This window comes from Sphingomonas sp. PL20 (assembly GCF_017875905.1).
Classification (GTDB): Bacteria; Pseudomonadota; Alphaproteobacteria; order Sphingomonadales; family Sphingomonadaceae; genus Sphingomonas; species Sphingomonas echinoides.
The window spans coordinates 3441849-3459323 of record NZ_JAGINH010000002.1; the positions used below are offsets into that span (position 1 = coordinate 3441849).

Sequence of the window (17475 nt, forward strand, 5' to 3'; positions counted from 1 at the left end):
CGCTGTCGCGCCGCCGCCCCAAATTTAAGGCGTTTTCTCCAGCGATAGCAGCGGCTCGGCAATCATACGCGCGTATCGGTGTCGGTAGGGAATCTCATCCCCGTGTATAATCGAGCAATCGCTCCGGCGGCGGTACGCCAGTACCAGAAGGGCGCGTACGGAAGCGGGCCTCGCTCAACGCCGGAAGCAGATGCGATGACCATGAGCAAGCGACGCACATTTCTTGTCTTATTGGGTGCGGCCGTTTTGATCGTCGGCATTATCGCCTGGCGCATGCTGATCCTTCCGGCGCCGCTCTCGTTCGCCGGAGGGACGCAGGTGGACCTGGCGTCCTATGTCGGGCCCTCGCCGGTCGGTGTTCCGGCGGAACTCGCCAGCGCGGATGATCTGGCCAAGGGCAAGTACCTCACCGAGGCTACCGACTGCATGGCGTGCCACACCGCGAAGGGCGGCAAGCCCTATGCGGGCGGGCGCGCCTTCCGCCTGCCGTTCGGAACGCTCTACGCGCCCAACATCACCTCCGATCGAACAACCGGGATCGGGGCCTGGAGCGACACCCAATTCCTCCGCGCGATGCACCACGGGATCTCCCGCGACGGGAGCAGACTCTATCCTGCCTTTCCCTACGCCTCCTATGCCCAAATCGCCGATGGCGACGTGCGATTGATCCGCCGCTACCTCGCGACGATCGCGCCAGTGCAGCAGGCAAACCGCCCGAACAGCTTCAGCTTTCCGTACAATCAGCGCTGGTTGATGAGCATCTGGTCGGCCTTCTTCGTGCCGAGCCAGCCGTTCCGCCCGGTCGCCGAACGCAGCGCGCAATGGAACCGCGGTGCCTATCTCGTCGAAGGCCCGACGCATTGCGGCGAGTGCCACACGCCCCGCACGCTCGCCCAGGCGATGGACATGCGCCAGAAGTTCGCCGGCGGCGTGGCCGAGGGCTGGAACGCGTACAACATCACTTCGGACCGCGAGACCGGTATCGGCACCTGGTCGCCCGCGCAAATGGCGAGCTACCTCAAGCAGGGCTATGCGCGTGGACACGGCGTCGCATCGGGGCCAATGGAAGAGGCCATCGACGTCAGCCTGAGCAAGCTGACCGACAGCGACATCGCCGCGATGGTGACATATCTCCAGACGATACCGCCGCGTCGCTCCTCCGGGTTCGCCGCGATGGCCAAACCGGCTTCGCGATCGCCCGTGCAAGGCCCGGCGCCTGGCACCCCCGGCGCGCGGCTCTTCGCGAACGCATGCGTCGGCTGCCATGCCTGGAATGGGTCCGGCGCGCTGGTCGGCGAGGCGCAGCTGACCGGAAACCGTGCCGTGAACGACCGCACTGCGGCCAACGCCGCTTTGATGGTGCTCAACGGCACGGGTCGGCCCGACCAGATCCGCCGCTACATGCCGAGCTTCCGCGACAGTTACTCCGACACGGAGATCGCGGCGGTCGTAAACTACGTCACCGCACGCTACGGCGGGACGCCCTCAACGCTGACCGCCGCCAAGGTGGCGGCGCTGCGCGCCGAGTGACGCGATGCTGGGGGCCAGACCCGATCCTAAGCGGCCAGACCGTTACGTATCCGGAATATACGCGGGTATGACGCGGCGAAACCGTCGTAGCATGGCGTCCAGAACCGCTTTGACGCACGTCTAAAGGCACCGGTCCTCGAGGGGAAACCGCCCAAACCCCGTTTAAAGGAGACATGCGATGACCTATGCAATCATTGGCTCGGGCGCGATCGGAACCGCGATTGCCCGTCAGTTCGCCCGTATCGAAACCACCGTTCTCGTCGCCAACTCGCGCGGTCCCGGATCGGTCGCGGCGCTTGCGGAAGAACTCGGCTCCAGCATCGTCCCGACCGAGCTTGCCGAGGCGGTCCAGGCGGACATGGTCATTCTTGCCGTACCGTATGAGGCGGCGTTCGACGTGTTCAAGGCGGGTAGCGACTGGACCGGTCGCATCGTCGTCGATGCCACCAACGCGCTCGACTATTCGGACTTCTCGCCGCTCGACCTCGGCGGCCGCCCCTCGATCGAGATCCTCGCGGAAGCAGCCCCCGGCGCGCACTTCGTCAAGGGCTTCAACCACAATTGGGCGCGTGTGCTGGGTCGCGAACCGAGCGACCACAACGGGGGGAGCCGCGTGCTCTTCGTCTCCGGAAATGACAGCGATTCGAAGGCTGCGGTGGTCGCGCTGATGACCAGGATGGGGTTTACGCCGATCGACCTCGGCCGCACCGACGAAGGTGGTCTCCTGTCGCAATTCGGCGGCCCGCTCACCCAGAAGAGCCTGATCTCGCAGGCCCAGGGCGGGGCCAGCGCCCCCGAAATGGACCTGCTCAACCCGTAAACCCGGTCGGCGAAAGCGCCGCGACAAGGATACAACCATGCCTTCGCTTTTCGACCCGATCCAACTCGGCGCGATCACCGCGCCCAACCGCATCCTCATGGCACCGATGACCCGTGCGCGCGGCACGCGGGCGCACGTTCCGACCCCGATCATGGCGGATTACTATCGCGACCGCGCCGACGCCGGCCTGATCATCTCTGAGGCAGTCGGCATCACTCAGGAGGGGCTCGGCTGGCCTTACGCCACCGGCCTGTGGACGCCCGAGCAGATCGCCGGCTGGCGCGAAATCACCGACGCCGTCCATGAGGCCGGTGGCCGGATCATCGTGCAGCTGTGGCATATGGGCCGAGGCGTGCACTCGAGCTTCCTCGGCGGCCAGCCCCCCGTTTCCGCCTCGGCGACGACTGCGCCGGGCCACGCGCACACCTATGACGGCAAGCAACCGTACGATGTCGCGCGACAGCTCCACATCGACGAGATCCCGCGCATTCTCGCCGATTTCCGGCAAGGCGCGCTGAACGCGATCGATGCGGGATTCGACGGAGCGCAGATCCACGCGGCGAATGGCTATCTGATCGACCAGTTCCTGCGCGACAGCGGAAACCACCGCGACGATGCCTATGGCGGCTCGATCCCCAATCGCATCCGCCTGCTGCGCGAGGCAACGCTCGCCGTCGCCGACGCCATCGGTGCCGATCGAACGGGCGTCCGGCTCTCGCCGAACGGCGAAACGCAGGGCGTGCGCGACAGCGATCCGGTTCCGTTATTCTTGGCGGCGCTGGAGGCCTTGTCGGAGATCGGGATCGCGCATCTCGAGCTGCGCGAGCCGCCGATCGACGGCTCGTTCGGGGTTGGCGAAATGCCGCCGCTCGCGGGTCAGTTGCGCTCGTATTTCAAGGGACCGCTGATCCTCAATTCCGACTTCACGGGGGCCCGCGCGCAAGCCGAACTCGACGCAGGGCACGGCGATGCCGTGGCGTTCGGTCGGCCGTTCATCTCCAACCCCGATTTCGTCCAGCGGCTCCGAAACGGGTCCCCGCTTGCACCGGACACTATGGCGACGTGGTTCACGCAAGGGCGCGAGGGGTATACTGACTACCCCAAGCTGGCCTGATTCAGTGGGGAGAGGGGTTTCTGGGTCGCAGGTGGATTCCTCCCGGTCAGTGGCGGTACAAAGCGCCGAAACCTTGCTTCATCCTTTTGACATTCTTACCACTTTTCGATGAAACCGGGCTTGATGATGAATACTGACAAGGGTCTTGGTCCGGTGTCGTCGTGGCGTCGGCGCGGCGACGCCGTTCCCGGAATGGTGCGCAACGAACGGCGCTCTGCGGTGATTGGGAACGCGGCGATGATCGCAAGCCACTCAACCCGCGACACGGTCGGCTCCGACGCCGAGTTACAAGCCGCAGCCCAGGACAGTTTTTCGCTGATCTACCTGTTCGACACTCTGCCGGCGCACGAATTCTGGTCGGACGAGGGGCACGTCAACGTTCCCGACCTGCCCGCAGGCTCGCTGCACATCATGGATCTTAGGACGAGCGGCAACGCGCGGATCAAATCGCCATTCGACACGATGAACATCGCACTCCCGCGGGCCGCGCTCGACGCGCTTGCCGAGCAGATCGGCACTGCATCGCCAAAGGATTTGCGCGTTCCCCAAGCCTGGCGCTGGCGCGACCCAGCCATCGACGGGATGCAGACCAGCCTCGCCCACTGCATCGCCGCGGGCACCGAGATCAACACGCTCGTCTTCGATCATCTGATCCTCGCGCTGCTGACCCATGTCGCGATCACCTATGGCGAGATGCGGAAGCCTTCGCCGGGGCTGCGTGGCGGCCTCGCCCCGGTGCAGTTGCGGCGCGCGCAGGATGCCATGATGGAAAACCTCGACAGCGCGGCGGCCTTGTCCGACATCGCGCGCCACTGCGACCTTTCACCCAGTCATTTCTCACGCGCCTTCAAGCGGGCAACAGGCAAGAGCCCGAGCGCGTGGCGTCTCGAGCGACGGATCGAACTCGCGCAAGAGCTGCTGCGCAAGGACGCGCATTCCATTGCCGAGGTGGCGCTGCTGTGTGGTTTCGCCGACCAGAGCCACTTCACGCGGGCCTTCTCGCGGCACGTCGGCCGACCTCCCGGCGATTGGCTCCGAACAGCCCGGCATCCTTAGCCTGCTGCTTTGGACCAAGTTGAAGATGCTATCGCGAGACACGACGTATCGGCTTCCCTGTCGCAAAACGACACCACAGGAAATGGCACTGCGATGGACAAACCCGCTGCAGTCAACGTGTACACGGACCATGACGAGTCGCGTTCGACGACCATAGGAGCGAAGTCGGTGATCGCGAGCCACACGCGCTGCGCGACGATGGGGCCGGAAGCCGCGATCCACGCGGACCGCCAGGAGAGCTTCTCGCTCATCTATCTGTTCGACGATCTTCCACACCATGAATTCTGGTCCGACGAAGGGCATGTCAACGTGCCCCATCTGCCGCGCGGATCGATGCACATCATGGATCTTCGGCCGAGCGGCAATGCCCGCTTCAGCTCCGCATTCGACACGATGAACGTCGCCATCCCGCGCGGCGCGCTCGATGCGTTGGCCCAACAGGTCGGCACCGCTCCACCGAACGACCTGCGCGTCCCCCACGCCTGGGATTGGCGTGACCCGATGATGGACGGTCTTCAGGCCAGCATCGCGCACGCCATCGCGTCCGGCCCCGAAGTGGACGACCTCGTCTTCGATCACTTGCTCATGGCGTTGTTGACGCATGTTGCGATCACCTATGGCGAGATGCGCATCCCCTCGCCCGGCCTGCGCGGCGCGCTCGCCGCCCCGCAGCTGCGGCAGGCGCAGGATGCGCTGCTGGAAAGCCTGGAGAGCCCGTCGGCCTTGTCCGAGATCGCGCGGCGTTGCGATCTGTCGCCCAGTCATTTCTCGCGCGCCTTCAAGCTCGCGACCGGGAAATCGCCGAGCGTCTGGCGGATGGAGCGCCGTATCGAGCTCGCGCAGCAGCTGCTGCGCGGCGATGAGCATTCGATCGCCGAGGTGGCGCTGCTGTCCGGATTTGCCGACCAGAGCCACTTCACGCGGGCCTTCTCGCGCCAGGCGGGAACCTCCCCTGCGGAATGGCGTCGGTTCCGCAGTCGCCGCTAAGGCGGCCAGCTTCGAGAGGGCGTGCGATCCCTGCCCGGCTCGGCGCGACATGATGACGGAGCACTGGGGACGAACGCCGATATGGGCCCGCGCGACATTGCTTGGACAAGGACATCGTCATGGGCGCGCCGCCATCCCCGGGTATAGCTTGAGCCGCCCGTCGCCGCGGGTATCGTACCAAGGCGGTGAGACACCACCCGCACCAGTCCCTGTCCCCAACCGAACAAGGCGATCCGCATGTCCGAACTGCCAGAAGTAAGCCTCCTCAATGCGAGCATCGAGCGCGTGTGGAACGAGCGCGACGACGCGCGACGCCTGATCGCAATCGGCGAGATCTATCATCCCGACGCCACAATCTACGAACCGGCACGACCCGTGCGCGGTCATCAGGCGATCTCGGACGTAGTCGCGGCGGTGCTGGCCGACATGCCCGAGGGGTTCCGTTTCGTCGTCACCGGGCCGACCCTCGGCCATCACGGCGTCGCCGTCACGCGCTGGGAGGGTGGGGCCCCGGGCCAGGTCACGGTCAGCGGCACCGATGCGGTCCGCGTCGCAGACGGCAAGCTGATCGAGCATTACTTCTTCTTCGATCCGCCGCCCGCCTGATCGCTGATGACCCGACGTGTCATCCCCAAGTATGACATCGATCCACCCAGGTACAAATGACGATCCAGCTACGCGCGTCCACACCATTCTCGTTGATAACGCCAATGAGGATGCTGCCATGCTTCGTAACGGACTCTCTTCGCTGCTTCGCCCCGAGGACTCGGTGCTGGTTCTGATCGACCATCAGCCGTATCAGCTTGCAAATCTCAACAGCCACGAACCAACGATGGTCGTCAACAATACGACCGGGCTCGCCAAGGTGGCCAAGGCGTTCGGCGTCCCGACGATCCTGACCAGCGTTGTGGCCGCGCGCGGCGGCAAGATCTTCCCGCAGATCACCGACGTCTTTCCCGACCAGGAGGTGATCGACCGCACGTTGATCAACACCTGGGAGGACCGCGCGGTCGTCGCCGCGGTGGAAGCCACTGGCCGCAAGCAGTTGATCCTCGCGGGCCTGTGGACCGAGGTCTGCGTCGCGATGCCGACGATCCAGGCGCTCGGCGAAGGTTGGGACGTGACCGTCGTCACCGATGCGTCGGGCGGCGTGTCGCTCGAGGCGCATCAGGTCGGCATCCAGCGCATGGTCGCGGCGGGCGCGAACGTCATGACCTGGCTCGCGGTCGCCAGCGAGTGGCAGCGCGACTGGGCGCGTTCGGCGCACGCCGTTGCACTGACCGAGGTCGTGAAACAGCACAGCGGCGGAAGCGGCATCGCCTATCTCTGGGAGCAACAGCTGCTCAACACGCCCGTACCGGCGGCCTGATCCCCGGAAACCGTGGGGCACACGACCGGAAAAGCTGCGTTGCCGACAGCGCATCTGACGCCGGTCGGTGCGTCACACCATCTCCACCCCGAAGGGCCTTGCCCGACCACCACAGTGAGGGAAAACCATGCTGCAAGACTTGAACACTGGCATCGTCGATACCGACCGGCGCAGCGTCATCCATGTCGAGCAGGGGCGCGGCCATGGCGACATCCTTCGGCTGATGAGCCCGTCCGACCTTGGCGAGCACCTCAAGCCCTTTGTGTTCCTCTACCTGTTCGCGGGCGACATGCGGCTGATGCAGCAAGCGATGCCGATCCATCCGCATTCCGGCATCGCAACGGTGACGGTGTTCACCGAAGGCGACGTGCGCTTTGATGATCCCGATGCCGGCACGGGAAGTCTCGGATATGGCGGCGTGGAGTGGATGCGCGCGGGCGGCGGCGTGTGGCACGGCAAGGAACTGTCGGCGGGCAAATCGCAAACGATCCAGGGCTTCCAGCTCTGGGTCGCGCTTCCGCCCGCGCTCGAAAACGGTCCGGTCGACAGTCAATATATCGAGGCGTCGCAGATGCCGACGGTCGGCGCGGCGACGCTCGTCCTCGGCACCCATGACGGCGCGGTCAGCCCGGTACGGTCGCCCGACGGGATGAACTATCTGCTCGTTCGGCTCGCCGCGGGTGAAACCTGGTCCTATGCGCCGCCCGCCGGACACACAGTCGGATGGGCTGCGGTGGCGAAGGGCAGCATCGATCTCGGCAAGACGGTCGTTCGGGGACAGATTGCGATCCTCGAAGACGGGGAAAAGCAGATCCATGTCGTTGCCGGCCCCGACGGCGCGACCTTCGTCGTCGGGTCATCGGTTCCGCACGACCATCCGCTGCACCTCGGCTATTATTCGGTGCACAGCTCGGCCGACGCGCTCGCCCGGGGCGAGGCGCGGATCGCCGAGCTTCACGAAATGCTGCAGCGCTCGGGCGATCGGCGCACGGGGACCGGAAACGTCCCGATCTACCGCTGAACCGGGCGTCGCGCTCCGCTTAAGGCGCTGGGGAGGCGGGTGATCGACCCCCGCCCCAGCTGTGCCGTTCCTTGCGGAGTATCGGACCAGCCTCGCGTATAATGTCACGCATCCTCTGCAGATCGTAGATCGCATCCTCCCCGAAGGATGCGATCTACGGCATGACCTGCACAGCACCTCAAGACCATCCCGACCGCACATACCGCTCCAGACGATCCGGGATCGGCGGATGGGCGAACGCATGCGCCTGGTCGGTGGGGTGCGGGGCGGCGCTGCTCCTCGTCTGCGCGCCCGCGATCGCGCAGACGACCGACACCTCGCGCGCGCCGACGCTGACGATCGAGCGCTACGATGAGGACTGGTCGTTCCTCGCGGATCCCGAACGGCGATCCGGCCGCTGGACTGAGGTTGCGAAATACATCCCGCTCGACTCCACGGGCTCGACCTATCTGACGACGGGGCTCGAAGCCCGGTCGCGCTACGAGGGCTATCAGAACACGAACTGGGGCTCCTCACCCGATCAAGGCTATGTCTGGCATCGGCTAATGCCCTATGCCGACCTGCACGTCGGCAAATTCCGCGTCTTTGCGCAACCGATCGTCTCAGCGATCTCGGGCGCGGAAGGCCCAAAGCGTCCGGTCGACACGACCGGCGTCGATATTACGCAAGCCTTCGGGGAGGTCGAAGTCGATCTCACCAAGACCGTGGCGCTGCGCGTCGCGGTAGGTCGCCGGTTGATCAGCCTCGGTGCCGGGCGGTTCATCGACACACGCTATGGCCCGGGCGTTCCGCTGCCGTTCGATGGCGTGCAGACAACGCTGAGCGGTGCCCGCGCGCAGATCACGCTGCTCTATGTTCGGCCGGTTGCCACCCAAACCGGCAATTTCAACGATCGCACCGAGTCCGATCGCGCCGCCTGGGGCGGCTATGCGACACGCTGGTTCGGCGCAAAACGTGCGGCGGGGATCGACCTCTATTATCTCGGATACCGCGATCGCCATGCCGTCGCCGACCAGGGGATGGGTCGCGAGATCGCGCATACCTTCGGCACCCGTTTCTTCGGCGATACGGAGAAATGGTATTGGAACGTCGAGGGCGTCGTCCAACGCGGCACCTTCCTGCGCGGAAGCGTCCGCGCGTGGGGCGCGGGCGGCGAGATCGGGCGGCGCTTCGTGACGCTGCCCCTCAAGCCCGAACTGGCGCTTACCTCAGACGTCGTCTCGGGCGACAGGAACCCCGACGACCCTGTCCTGGGCACGCTCAATCCGATGTTCCCGCGCGGCAAATATTTCGGCGCGCTCACCCCCGTCGGCCCGCGCAACCTGATCCACGTCCGCCCCTCGACGACCGTCCACCCGTCCAGGAATGTCGCACTCTCGCTGACCGGCGTCGCCTATTGGCGCGAGAGCACGCAAGACGGGATCTACAATATTCCGGGTTTTCTGGTGCGCAGCGGGCGCGATTCCACCGCCCGCTTCATCGGGAAGCAGATCGAGGTCGCGGTCGCTTGGCAGGCGACGCACGAACTCAACCTGTCCGCCCAGCTCAGCACTTTCGCGCCGGGTGCCTTCATCCGCGAAACGGGGCCCGCCAAGATGATCCGGATGGCGGGCACCGCCGCGACCTTCAGATTCTGACGATCCGGCCGGGGCCGAGCGCGCAGTTGTGCCTGGGGTGCCCGTGTTCATACCTGCGTATGACCGCGCCACGCGCACGTCTGGATGCGCTGTGCCGACGATCCTGGCACAGCATTCTCATTCGGCGATGAGCGGCACCGCCGACGTGATGATCGAACGGGAGACATAACGTGGCGAAGGTTCTGGTGCTATATTACTCGTCTTATGGTCATATCGAGACGATGGCGCATGCCATTGCCGAAGGCGTGCGGTCGGCGGGATCAACCGCCGACGTGAAGCGCGTTCCCGAAACGGTGCCCGAAGACATTGCGCGCGGTGCCCATTTCAAGCTCGATCAGGCGGCACCGATCGCGACGATCGCGGACCTGGAGCATTATGACGCGATCATCGTTGGAACCGGCACGCGGTTCGGTCGCATTTCCGGCCAGATGGCAGCATTTCTAGACCAGGCCGGTGGCCTGTGGGCGCGGGGCGCGCTCAATGGCAAGGTCGGCGCGGCGTTCACGGCGTCGGCGACGCAGCATGGCGGGAACGAGACGACCTTGTTCTCGATCATCACCAACCTGCTGCATTTCGGCATGACGATCGTGGGCTTGCCGTACAGCCATACCGGTCAAATGACGATCGAGGACGTCGTCGGCGGTGCACCTTATGGGGCGACCACCATCGCCGGGGGCGACGGATCGCGGCAGCCGTCCGACATCGAGTTCGACGGCGCGCGGCATCAAGGCGCGTTGGTCGCACAAACCGCCTCGAAGCTGTTTTCGTAAAGGCGTTGGTGGGGGTGGAGGCGAAGGGCAGCGCTCGAAAAGGGTCCGGTCTTAGAGCGAGATGATGCCGCGGCGGAACGCGACGGTCACCGCATGCGTCCGATCTTCCACATCAAGCTTCCCGAAGATGCTTCGCAGATGCGTTTTGACCGTGTCTTCCGAGATCGTCAGCGTTCGCGCGACCTGCTTGTTCGACTGGCCAAGCGCGACCCGGCGCAGGACCTCGATTTCGCGTTCGCTGAGTTGATCTCCCCCCGCGTACAGCGCCATCTCCTGGGCGACTTCTGCCGCAATCGAGCGGCGGCCCGCGTGGACGGTGCGGATCGTATCGAGCAATTCCCGCCGCAATCCGCTCTTTAGCAAATAGCCCGCCGCACCCGCGCGAAGCGCGCGCAACGCTTGGGTATCGCCGACATAGGTCGTGAGCACGATGATCCGGGCATCCGGATGACCACGCCGGATCGCCTCGATCGCACCCACGCCATCGACGCCCGGCAAATGAATGTCCATCAGCGTGACATCGGGAAGGAGGGTCTGGAACAGCGCGATAGACTCTTCGCCGGTCGAAGCTTCGCCGATCACCACCATATCCTCGCGCGGCGCGATGACGGAGGCGACGCCCGCGCGGAGCATCGGATGATCATCGACAATCATGATTCGGATCGGCGGGGTAAGTACGGAGGAAAGCATCTTATGTCTCTGGCCTGTCGCGCGCGCGCAGCGAAGATGCGCGACCCCGCGCTGAGCGATCGTAGGCGATGCGGCCGGGAATACGCAATGCGATGAACAGCGATCCGCCGGTGCGCGGCGATAGCGTAACGCGGCCCTCGAGTCCGCAGGCAAGCGCGCCGAGCGCATCGCCCAAGGCTAAAAGATCGCCGTCAGGAAGCGGAGGATTTGGCGGTGTCAGCCGTCCCCCCTCCTGCTCGAAGGTGATCTCGAGCGACTGGCGCTGGCAGCGCACCCGAACGCTCAGACGATCGGCGTGTTCGAGATGAGTCGCGTGCTGAAGAACGCGTAAAAAGACCTGCGCCACAGCTTCGATCACGCGCTGGTGGACATTTTTGCGACCGGCACCGGCGGTGACGGTTACGATGGTGGGGAAACCGCCGAACAAGCGATGGTCGAGCGCGACCTCTTCCAGCGCACGCACCAATCCGGTTCCCTCCGCATGGTCCCGTAATTCCTGCAGGCGCGTCCGCGACGCGATCAGCAGCCTGTCGGCACTATCCAACGCGGCTTCGAGCATAGCGGCCGCTGGCTGCTGCATCGAGGCCTGGTTTGAGATGGCGTGGAACCGCAGGATCAGTCCCTGAAGATCCTGGAGCAAAGCGTCATGGGAATCGCCGATCGCCTGCGCGCTATCCGCAATCCTTCCCGCGTTACGTCCGTATCTGAAAGCAAGCTCAAATGCGGCGCGTTTCCACGCGCGAGCCCGTCCGTAGGCTTTCCTTAGAAAGCGGTGGGCTGGCACCGCCCAGCGCATGATCAGGCCCGCGAACGCGCCGACCGTGCTCCCGCCGACAATCCGGGCTCGGCAGGTTCACCGAGGGAATTGGCCGCATCGCCTATAACGGGAAAGCTGAGGCCGAACGCGACCCCTTTGGATGTGGCCGCATCAAGCTTGCCCCCCGCCTGCAGGGCGATTGACTCCAGTTCGGCAGGCGGGGCTATCGGAAGCCGCCCGGTGGTGCCCGCATGACAAATCGAGATGTGGACCCGGTCCCCGTCGCGATGCGCCTCCACCTCTAGAACGCAAGGATCTTTCCTCGGCTTCGATCCGGCGGCGGCGTGGAGCAGCAGCTCCAGCAGTATCTGCTGTGCGAGGACACGGTCGGCGCGCACTGCCGCCAGCGCGTCCGGCAGACCGATGCGCACCGAAGCGCGCGCCTGGTGCAGCGCGTGACGCGCGAGGGCTATCGACTGTCCAACCATCTCGGATATCGAGACTTCTGTGATTTCTGGCCGACATGGGGCGCTGAGGGCCGCCACGTCTCGCATCAGGTTCGCCGCCCGCGTGATTTGCGCGATCGCTCTGCGCTCGGCGTTGCGGGCCTCTTCGACGTCGGGTGTGGGACGGGCGCGCCAACGCGTCGCAGCGGCGTTTTCGATCGAAAGCGCCGCTGCGATCTGCGCCAATTCGAAGCTGATTGACGGAGACAGACGTTGAAGCAGCGCGGCGCGTGAGAGATGGCCGGCATCGACAGGCCGAATGCGGTCGAGCGAGGTTTTCATTTCCAGCTTCCCGGCTACGGACAAGGCGGCTGTCATCTCGGCCGCTTCGCACAATGCCATGGTATGCCGGGTGGTGCTGCGGACGGAAACCACCAGCGGCTTAGCAAAACCTCCCCCGACCGAGTGATTGACGAACGCGAGCCCATGTGCACGGGTGCGCGGCGCGCTCCTATCCTGGGGCAACGCCGTAAGCCGAGCGGCCCGCATGCGAGCGATCTGCTTTCCCGAAAGGTGATGGATGGATTTGAGCCCAATGCCGGCGGACAGCGCGATCGGTGCCTTCCTTTTGGCGTTCCCCGCGCTTTTTTCGATCGTCAACCCGATCGGTGCCGCGCTCATCTTCAACGAAGTCACGACCGGGCGGTCGCGCGACGAGCGAAAACGCCTCGTCTCTCGCATCGCGTTCTACTCGTTGGCCGTTCTGCTCACATCGCTCTGGCTTGGCGGTTATATCCTCACCTTCTTCGGCGTGAGCTTGAGCGCATTGCGGATCGCCGGCGGCCTGGTGGTCGCCGTTCGGGCGTGGAGCCTGCTGATGCAACCCGAGGTGCATGAAGAGCGCAAAGCGAGCGCTGCTGGCCCCGCCCATGACTCGCACGAAGATGTTGCTTTCTTTCCGCTGACAATGCCGCTCACGACCGGTCCAGGTACGATCGCAGTGGCGATCGCCTTGTCATCGCAACGCCCGGTCTCGGGGGTCCGGACCCTGGCCTTTTTCGGCGGCCTCAGCGCTGCGGCAATCTGCGTCGCGGCCACGGTGTGGATTTGCTATAGTTCTGCAGGGCGGATCGAGGCCCTGCTCGGGCCAGGCGGCGCGCGCATCATGTCGCGATTGGTGGCCTTTCTGCTGCTGTGCATCGGTGTCCAGATCATGATCACGGGTGTGATCGGGGTTTCCGCGCTGTTGACGTTGCCGATGCCTGCAAGGACCTGAGCAGAGGTGCCGCCAGCCTTTTGCGAAAATCTTGTTGCCGCGCCCCCTGACTATACGCAAGTATAGTCCGCGTCGCCGTGGGAGTGATGGCGTAGCACTCCGACCCAAGCCACACCCGAATCCGCCCGCGCGTTCTACCGCGCTCTCGGAGAACGATCATGTCGTCTACCACCACCCACGCACCTGCCGATCGAGCAATTGATTTTGATTCCGTGCTGAAAGCCAATGCGCAGCGTGTGTTCAGCGAGCCGGATGCCGCCAAGCGCATGGCAGCATTGACCGAGCTCTGGGCGGAAGACGGCGCGTTGGTGGAGCAGGATGCTATCGCCAGCGGCTATGAAGCGATCTCCGCCAGCGTTGGCGCGTTGCTCGCCCATTTGCCGTCTGGAATTCTGTTCGTTCCGCAGGGCGACGCCGCCGGGCACCACGGACTGGCGCGGCTTCGCTGGCGCGCGACGGCGGAGGACGGGACGCCGGTTCCGGTATCGGGCACCGATATCGCCATGATCGAGGATAATCGTATCCAGCGATTGTACGTCGTTCTCGATCCGATGCCGTGAAGCCAGGTCGCGCGTCACCACCGGGCGGCGCTACGCCGCGTCACCACGAAGCGGGGTCGCCAGGATCGTGAGGCGACCCCGTGCCCGCGATTTTCGTTTCGAATGGCCTGTCGCGCGGCTTTTGCAACCGACCCTCCGCGCCCTGCGACACCCCTGCATCTTCCATCGCTTCGGACAGCGTGTGGCGATAGCGGTCTGGGTGATCGGCCTTGCCGCGCTGCCGGTCGCCAGCTTCAGCGCGCCCCGCACCACCCTCGCCAATTACAAACACACGAGATGGACCAAGGAGGAAGGAGCACCGACCGGAATCCGAGGCATCGCACAAACGACCGACGGCTTTCTCTGGCTTGCCGCGCAGGAAGGAGTGTTCCGGTTCGACGGCGTACGCTTCGAGCAAATCGCCGCTCCAGCGGCGCAAGCGGCCCGCGGCAGTCGGCCGATCAGCCTTGCGGCGGACGCGCACGGTTCGCTCTGGGTCGGCTATGACCAGGCGGGCGGAATCGCCGTTCTGCGCCAGGGCCGGCTGATCGATACGCACATGCCCTCACCGCCGCCGATCATCGGCGATATCCAGGTCGACAGCAGCGGCACGCCGTGGGCCAGCTGGGGCGGGTTCGGCAATCGCCTTTGGCGTTACACCGCATCGCAATGGAAACCGGTCGACGCCGCGCTTGGCGTTCCTTTCGGTAGCCTCGCCTACATGTTTCCTTCGAGCAAAGGCGTCCTGCTGATCGGCGTGTCCAACCCGGCGACCCGCAGCAACAGCATTGCCGCTTTGATACCCGGTGCCCGCCGCTTCCGTGAACAATCGGTGCCGAATCAATTCACGACGTTTGCCGAGGACAGTGCGGGCCAGCTGTGGATGTCGGATGTCGCCGGGACGCGGCGGTTTCATATCGATGCTGCGGGACGCATCACCCCGGATGCTACAACCTATCCTGCGTCGCATCAGGTCCGGCCGCCGATCATCCGTGCCGCGCGGGACGGATCGATTTGGGGCAGCACGCGCGGGTCGGGCATTTTCAGAATAGCGCCTGGTGCCGTTCCACCGAGCGCAGTCGAGCGCTATACCTCGGCCCAGGGGCTGACGTCCGACTTCGCCGATACGACCCTGGTCGACCGCGAGGGGAATATCTGGATCGGCACCGAAAACGGGCTCGATCGGTTCCGACAAGTCGACGTCGTGGCGGACGCAACACTTCCGGGCCCAGAGTCGTTGGCCGCGCTGCAGTTGGCGCGAGGATCGGACGGCACCGTCTACGTCAATAACAAGGACGGTCTTTACGAAATCCGCGCGAACATGGAGCCCAAGCGTCGGCTGAGGGTTGACGGGCGCGAGTGGCAGCGCTTCTGCGCCGGCCAAGGCGGATCGGTTTGGCTCGCCCATACGGGCAAGGCCGTGCGGCTCATGGGCACCGCCATGTCGAGTATTCCCGTCCCGGGGCCGCCCGCTGCGATCCTGGATTGCACCGAAGACCCGGCCGGGCGCTTCTGGATGACCGGCCTCAAGCAAGTGCGCTGGCACGACGCAAAGGGTTGGCACACCATACCGACCGCCCCTCTTGGCATCAGCGACGCGTTGGAGATCGCAAACGATCCCGGCGGGGATGTCGTGATCAACCTCGAGGGCACTCGTCTTGGGCGCGTCGTCGGCACCCGCATAACGGCAATTTCGGCGCAAAAGCTTGGGATCGGCTATATTAACGGCCTCAGCACCGGCCGTCATTACGTCCTGGTCAGCGGTTCGGCCGGACTCGGCAGTTTTCACAACGGGCATTTCAGGCTGCTCGATGCGGCGCGCCACCCCTGGGCGACGCGGTTGCGCGATGCGACGGAAAGCCCGTCCGGCGACACCTGGGCGTTCGGCGCGCAAGGCATAGTCCGGGTCAGGACGGCGGCGCTCGACTATGCATTCGATCACCCTGGAACGCCGCTCGCCTTCCAGCAGTTCGATGTGCAGGACGGGCTCAAGGGCTCGATCCAACATTTCGGCATTCGCGGTCCGCAGATCGCCGCAGGGGCGGACGGTCGGGTTTGGGTCGCCACCAAAAGCGGGCTGTTTCGGATCGAAGCGCGGCGTCTGCCGCTCAACACAACGCCGCCCCCCGTCAAGATCACGGCGCTTGTCGCGAACGGTGTTTCCCTGCGCGATCCGGCATCGGTCATATTACCGAAGGGTACCCGCAATGTTTCGATCAGTTACACCGCGCTTAGCCTGAGTTCGCCTTCAAGAAACCGTTTCCGCTATAAATTGGAGGGAATGGATGACAATTGGGTCGATCCGGAAACGCGACGACAGGCGTTCTACACCAACCTCGGGCCGGGCCATTATCGCTTCCGCGTGATCGCCGCCAACAATGACAGCGTCTGGAACCGGACCGGGGCCGAGCTTCGCTTCGAGATCAAGCCGACATTCGTGCAGAGTCCGCTATTCTTGCTGCTCTGCGCAGCAGCCGGGCTCGCCTCGCTGGTAGCGCTCTACAAGCTTCGCGTCCGCTATCTCTCGGATCGCATCCGGACGCGAATCGAAGGGCAGCAAGCCGAACGCGAACGGATCGCGCAAGATCTCCACGATACGCTTCTGCAAAGCGTCCAAGGGCTCCTGCTGCGCTTTCACGGATTCATGCTTCGGCCCGAGATCACCCCCTGCACGCGCCAGGAAATGGCGGACGTTCTCGATGCTGCCGAAGCGGCATTGGTCGATGGCCGCAACCGCGTCGGCGGGCTTAGGAGCGGTGTCACCCAGTCACTTCCCGAGCAGATCGCGGCGTTTGCCGAGCAACTCGATCTGCGGGATCATCCGGTCGCCGTTGCGATACAGGGGGCGGAGCGTGCGATGGTGCCGTCGGTGCAGGAGGAGGCGATCCGGATCGCGTTTGAGGCTTTGCACAACGCCGCGCGACACGCTCGGGCGACGCGGATCCACGTCACCATCCGGTTCGATCGCGATGCGTTCCGGATCGAGGTGACCGATGACGGCGTCGGCATCGAACCGGAAGTGCTGGAACGCGGTGGCCGCGATGGCCATTACGGGCTGCAGGGGATGCGCGAGCGCGCCAAACGCGGCGGCGGCTTGGTGACAATCCGGAGCGGCCCCAGCGGGACGACCGTCGCATTGTGTGTGCCAGCCAAAGCCGCCTATCTCGATCCCCCCAAGCGTAGCTGGCTCCGCCTCGCCCGATGGTTTCGCCAGTGGAGCGGCCTCGGTTAGCCGCGTCTTGAAAGCGCGATCGAGAAACGGCTTTCGTGGCCGTGGGGGTGCTGGACGGAGAGGCCCACCCCGCCAATAGTTGGCGACGCTTTGATCGGTTCTCCTAAGACCCCCGGCCGTTCGCTCATACAGGCGTATGAAGGGCGCATTCGACAGTAGAATATCGGCGCGAGCCCTCACGGGTCCATACCTCCTTTATACATTGAGGAGGCCGAAGTGACGCATGCTAGT

General features: G+C 64.9%; 16 protein-coding genes. 13 read left to right on the plus strand and 3 right to left on the minus strand.

Features of this window, described 5'->3' with window-relative positions; all coding sequences use genetic code 11:
* Positions 1-201: 201 nt before the first annotated feature.
* The 10 genes from H4W01_RS16195 (at position 202) to wrbA (ending at position 10304) form a co-directional block, all read left to right on the plus strand.
* Positions 202-1530, plus strand: coding sequence for a c-type cytochrome (locus H4W01_RS16195; protein ID WP_334685314.1), 1329 nt, complete (start codon positions 202-204; stop codon positions 1528-1530).
* Positions 1531-1708: 178 nt separating this feature from the next.
* The gene (locus H4W01_RS16200; protein ID WP_209612383.1) at positions 1709-2350 is read left to right on the plus strand and encodes an NADPH-dependent F420 reductase; all 642 of its coding nucleotides are present in this window, start codon (positions 1709-1711) and stop codon (positions 2348-2350) included.
* Between the two features lie 37 nt (positions 2351-2387).
* The gene (locus H4W01_RS16205) at positions 2388-3464 is read left to right on the plus strand and encodes an alkene reductase (RefSeq protein ID WP_209612385.1); all 1077 of its coding nucleotides are present in this window, start codon (positions 2388-2390) and stop codon (positions 3462-3464) included.
* Positions 3465-3572: 108 nt separating this feature from the next.
* On the plus strand, positions 3573-4520 hold the full coding sequence (locus tag H4W01_RS16210; RefSeq protein WP_209612387.1) for a helix-turn-helix domain-containing protein: 948 nt from the start codon (positions 3573-3575) through the stop codon (positions 4518-4520).
* A gap of 168 nt (positions 4521-4688) precedes the next feature.
* Entirely contained in the window at positions 4689-5507 is an 819-nt protein-coding gene (locus H4W01_RS16215; RefSeq protein ID WP_209612389.1) for an AraC family transcriptional regulator, read from the plus strand.
* A 237-nt stretch (positions 5508-5744) separates the two neighbouring features.
* Complete coding sequence (locus H4W01_RS16220; protein ID WP_209612391.1) at positions 5745-6113, plus strand: nuclear transport factor 2 family protein; 369 nt, start codon at positions 5745-5747, stop codon at positions 6111-6113.
* Positions 6114-6231: 118 nt separating this feature from the next.
* Positions 6232-6876, plus strand: coding sequence for a hydrolase (locus tag H4W01_RS16225; protein ID WP_209612394.1), 645 nt, complete (start codon positions 6232-6234; stop codon positions 6874-6876).
* Positions 6877-7003: 127 nt separating this feature from the next.
* Positions 7004-7897 carry a pirin family protein gene (locus H4W01_RS16230; protein ID WP_209612396.1) on the plus strand — a complete coding sequence of 298 codons (894 nt, stop codon included), beginning with the start codon at positions 7004-7006 and terminating at the stop codon, positions 7895-7897.
* Positions 7898-8058: 161 nt separating this feature from the next.
* On the plus strand, positions 8059-9534 hold the full coding sequence (locus H4W01_RS16235) for an alginate export family protein (protein WP_209612398.1): 1476 nt from the start codon (positions 8059-8061) through the stop codon (positions 9532-9534).
* A gap of 170 nt (positions 9535-9704) precedes the next feature.
* Complete coding sequence (gene wrbA, locus H4W01_RS16240; protein WP_209612401.1) at positions 9705-10304, plus strand: NAD(P)H:quinone oxidoreductase; 600 nt, start codon at positions 9705-9707, stop codon at positions 10302-10304.
* Between the two features lie 51 nt (positions 10305-10355).
* On the opposite strand, the gene H4W01_RS16245 is transcribed toward wrbA, so the two are convergent.
* The 3 genes from H4W01_RS16245 to H4W01_RS16255 are packed head-to-tail and all read right to left on the minus strand — an operon-like array spanning position 10356 to position 12539.
* A complete protein-coding gene (locus H4W01_RS16245; protein WP_209612403.1) occupies positions 10356-10994 on the minus strand; it encodes a response regulator in 639 nt (212 codons plus the stop codon).
* A 1-nt stretch (position 10995) separates the two neighbouring features.
* Entirely contained in the window at positions 10996-11790 is a 795-nt protein-coding gene (locus H4W01_RS16250; RefSeq protein WP_209612405.1) for a hypothetical protein, read from the minus strand.
* 2 nt (positions 11791-11792) lie between these two features.
* Entirely contained in the window at positions 11793-12539 is a 747-nt protein-coding gene (locus H4W01_RS16255; RefSeq protein WP_209612407.1) for a hypothetical protein, read from the minus strand.
* 253 nt (positions 12540-12792) lie between these two features.
* Here H4W01_RS16255 and H4W01_RS16260 point away from each other — a divergent pair, with 253 nt between their 5' ends.
* The 3 genes from H4W01_RS16260 (at position 12793) to H4W01_RS16270 (ending at position 17244) form a co-directional block, all read left to right on the plus strand.
* Positions 12793-13473: a MarC family protein gene (locus tag H4W01_RS16260; RefSeq protein ID WP_209612409.1), complete on the plus strand. Its 681-nt coding sequence runs from the start codon at positions 12793-12795 to the stop codon at positions 13471-13473.
* A 158-nt stretch (positions 13474-13631) separates the two neighbouring features.
* Positions 13632-14033 (plus strand): nuclear transport factor 2 family protein, encoded by a 402-nt coding sequence (locus tag H4W01_RS16265; RefSeq protein ID WP_209612411.1) that lies wholly within the window; start codon positions 13632-13634, stop codon positions 14031-14033.
* Positions 14034-14214: 181 nt separating this feature from the next.
* Positions 14215-17244, plus strand: a complete 3030-nt coding sequence (locus H4W01_RS16270) for a sensor histidine kinase (protein WP_209612413.1) — start codon at positions 14215-14217, stop codon at positions 17242-17244.
* The last annotated feature ends 231 nt before the right edge of the window (positions 17245-17475 follow it).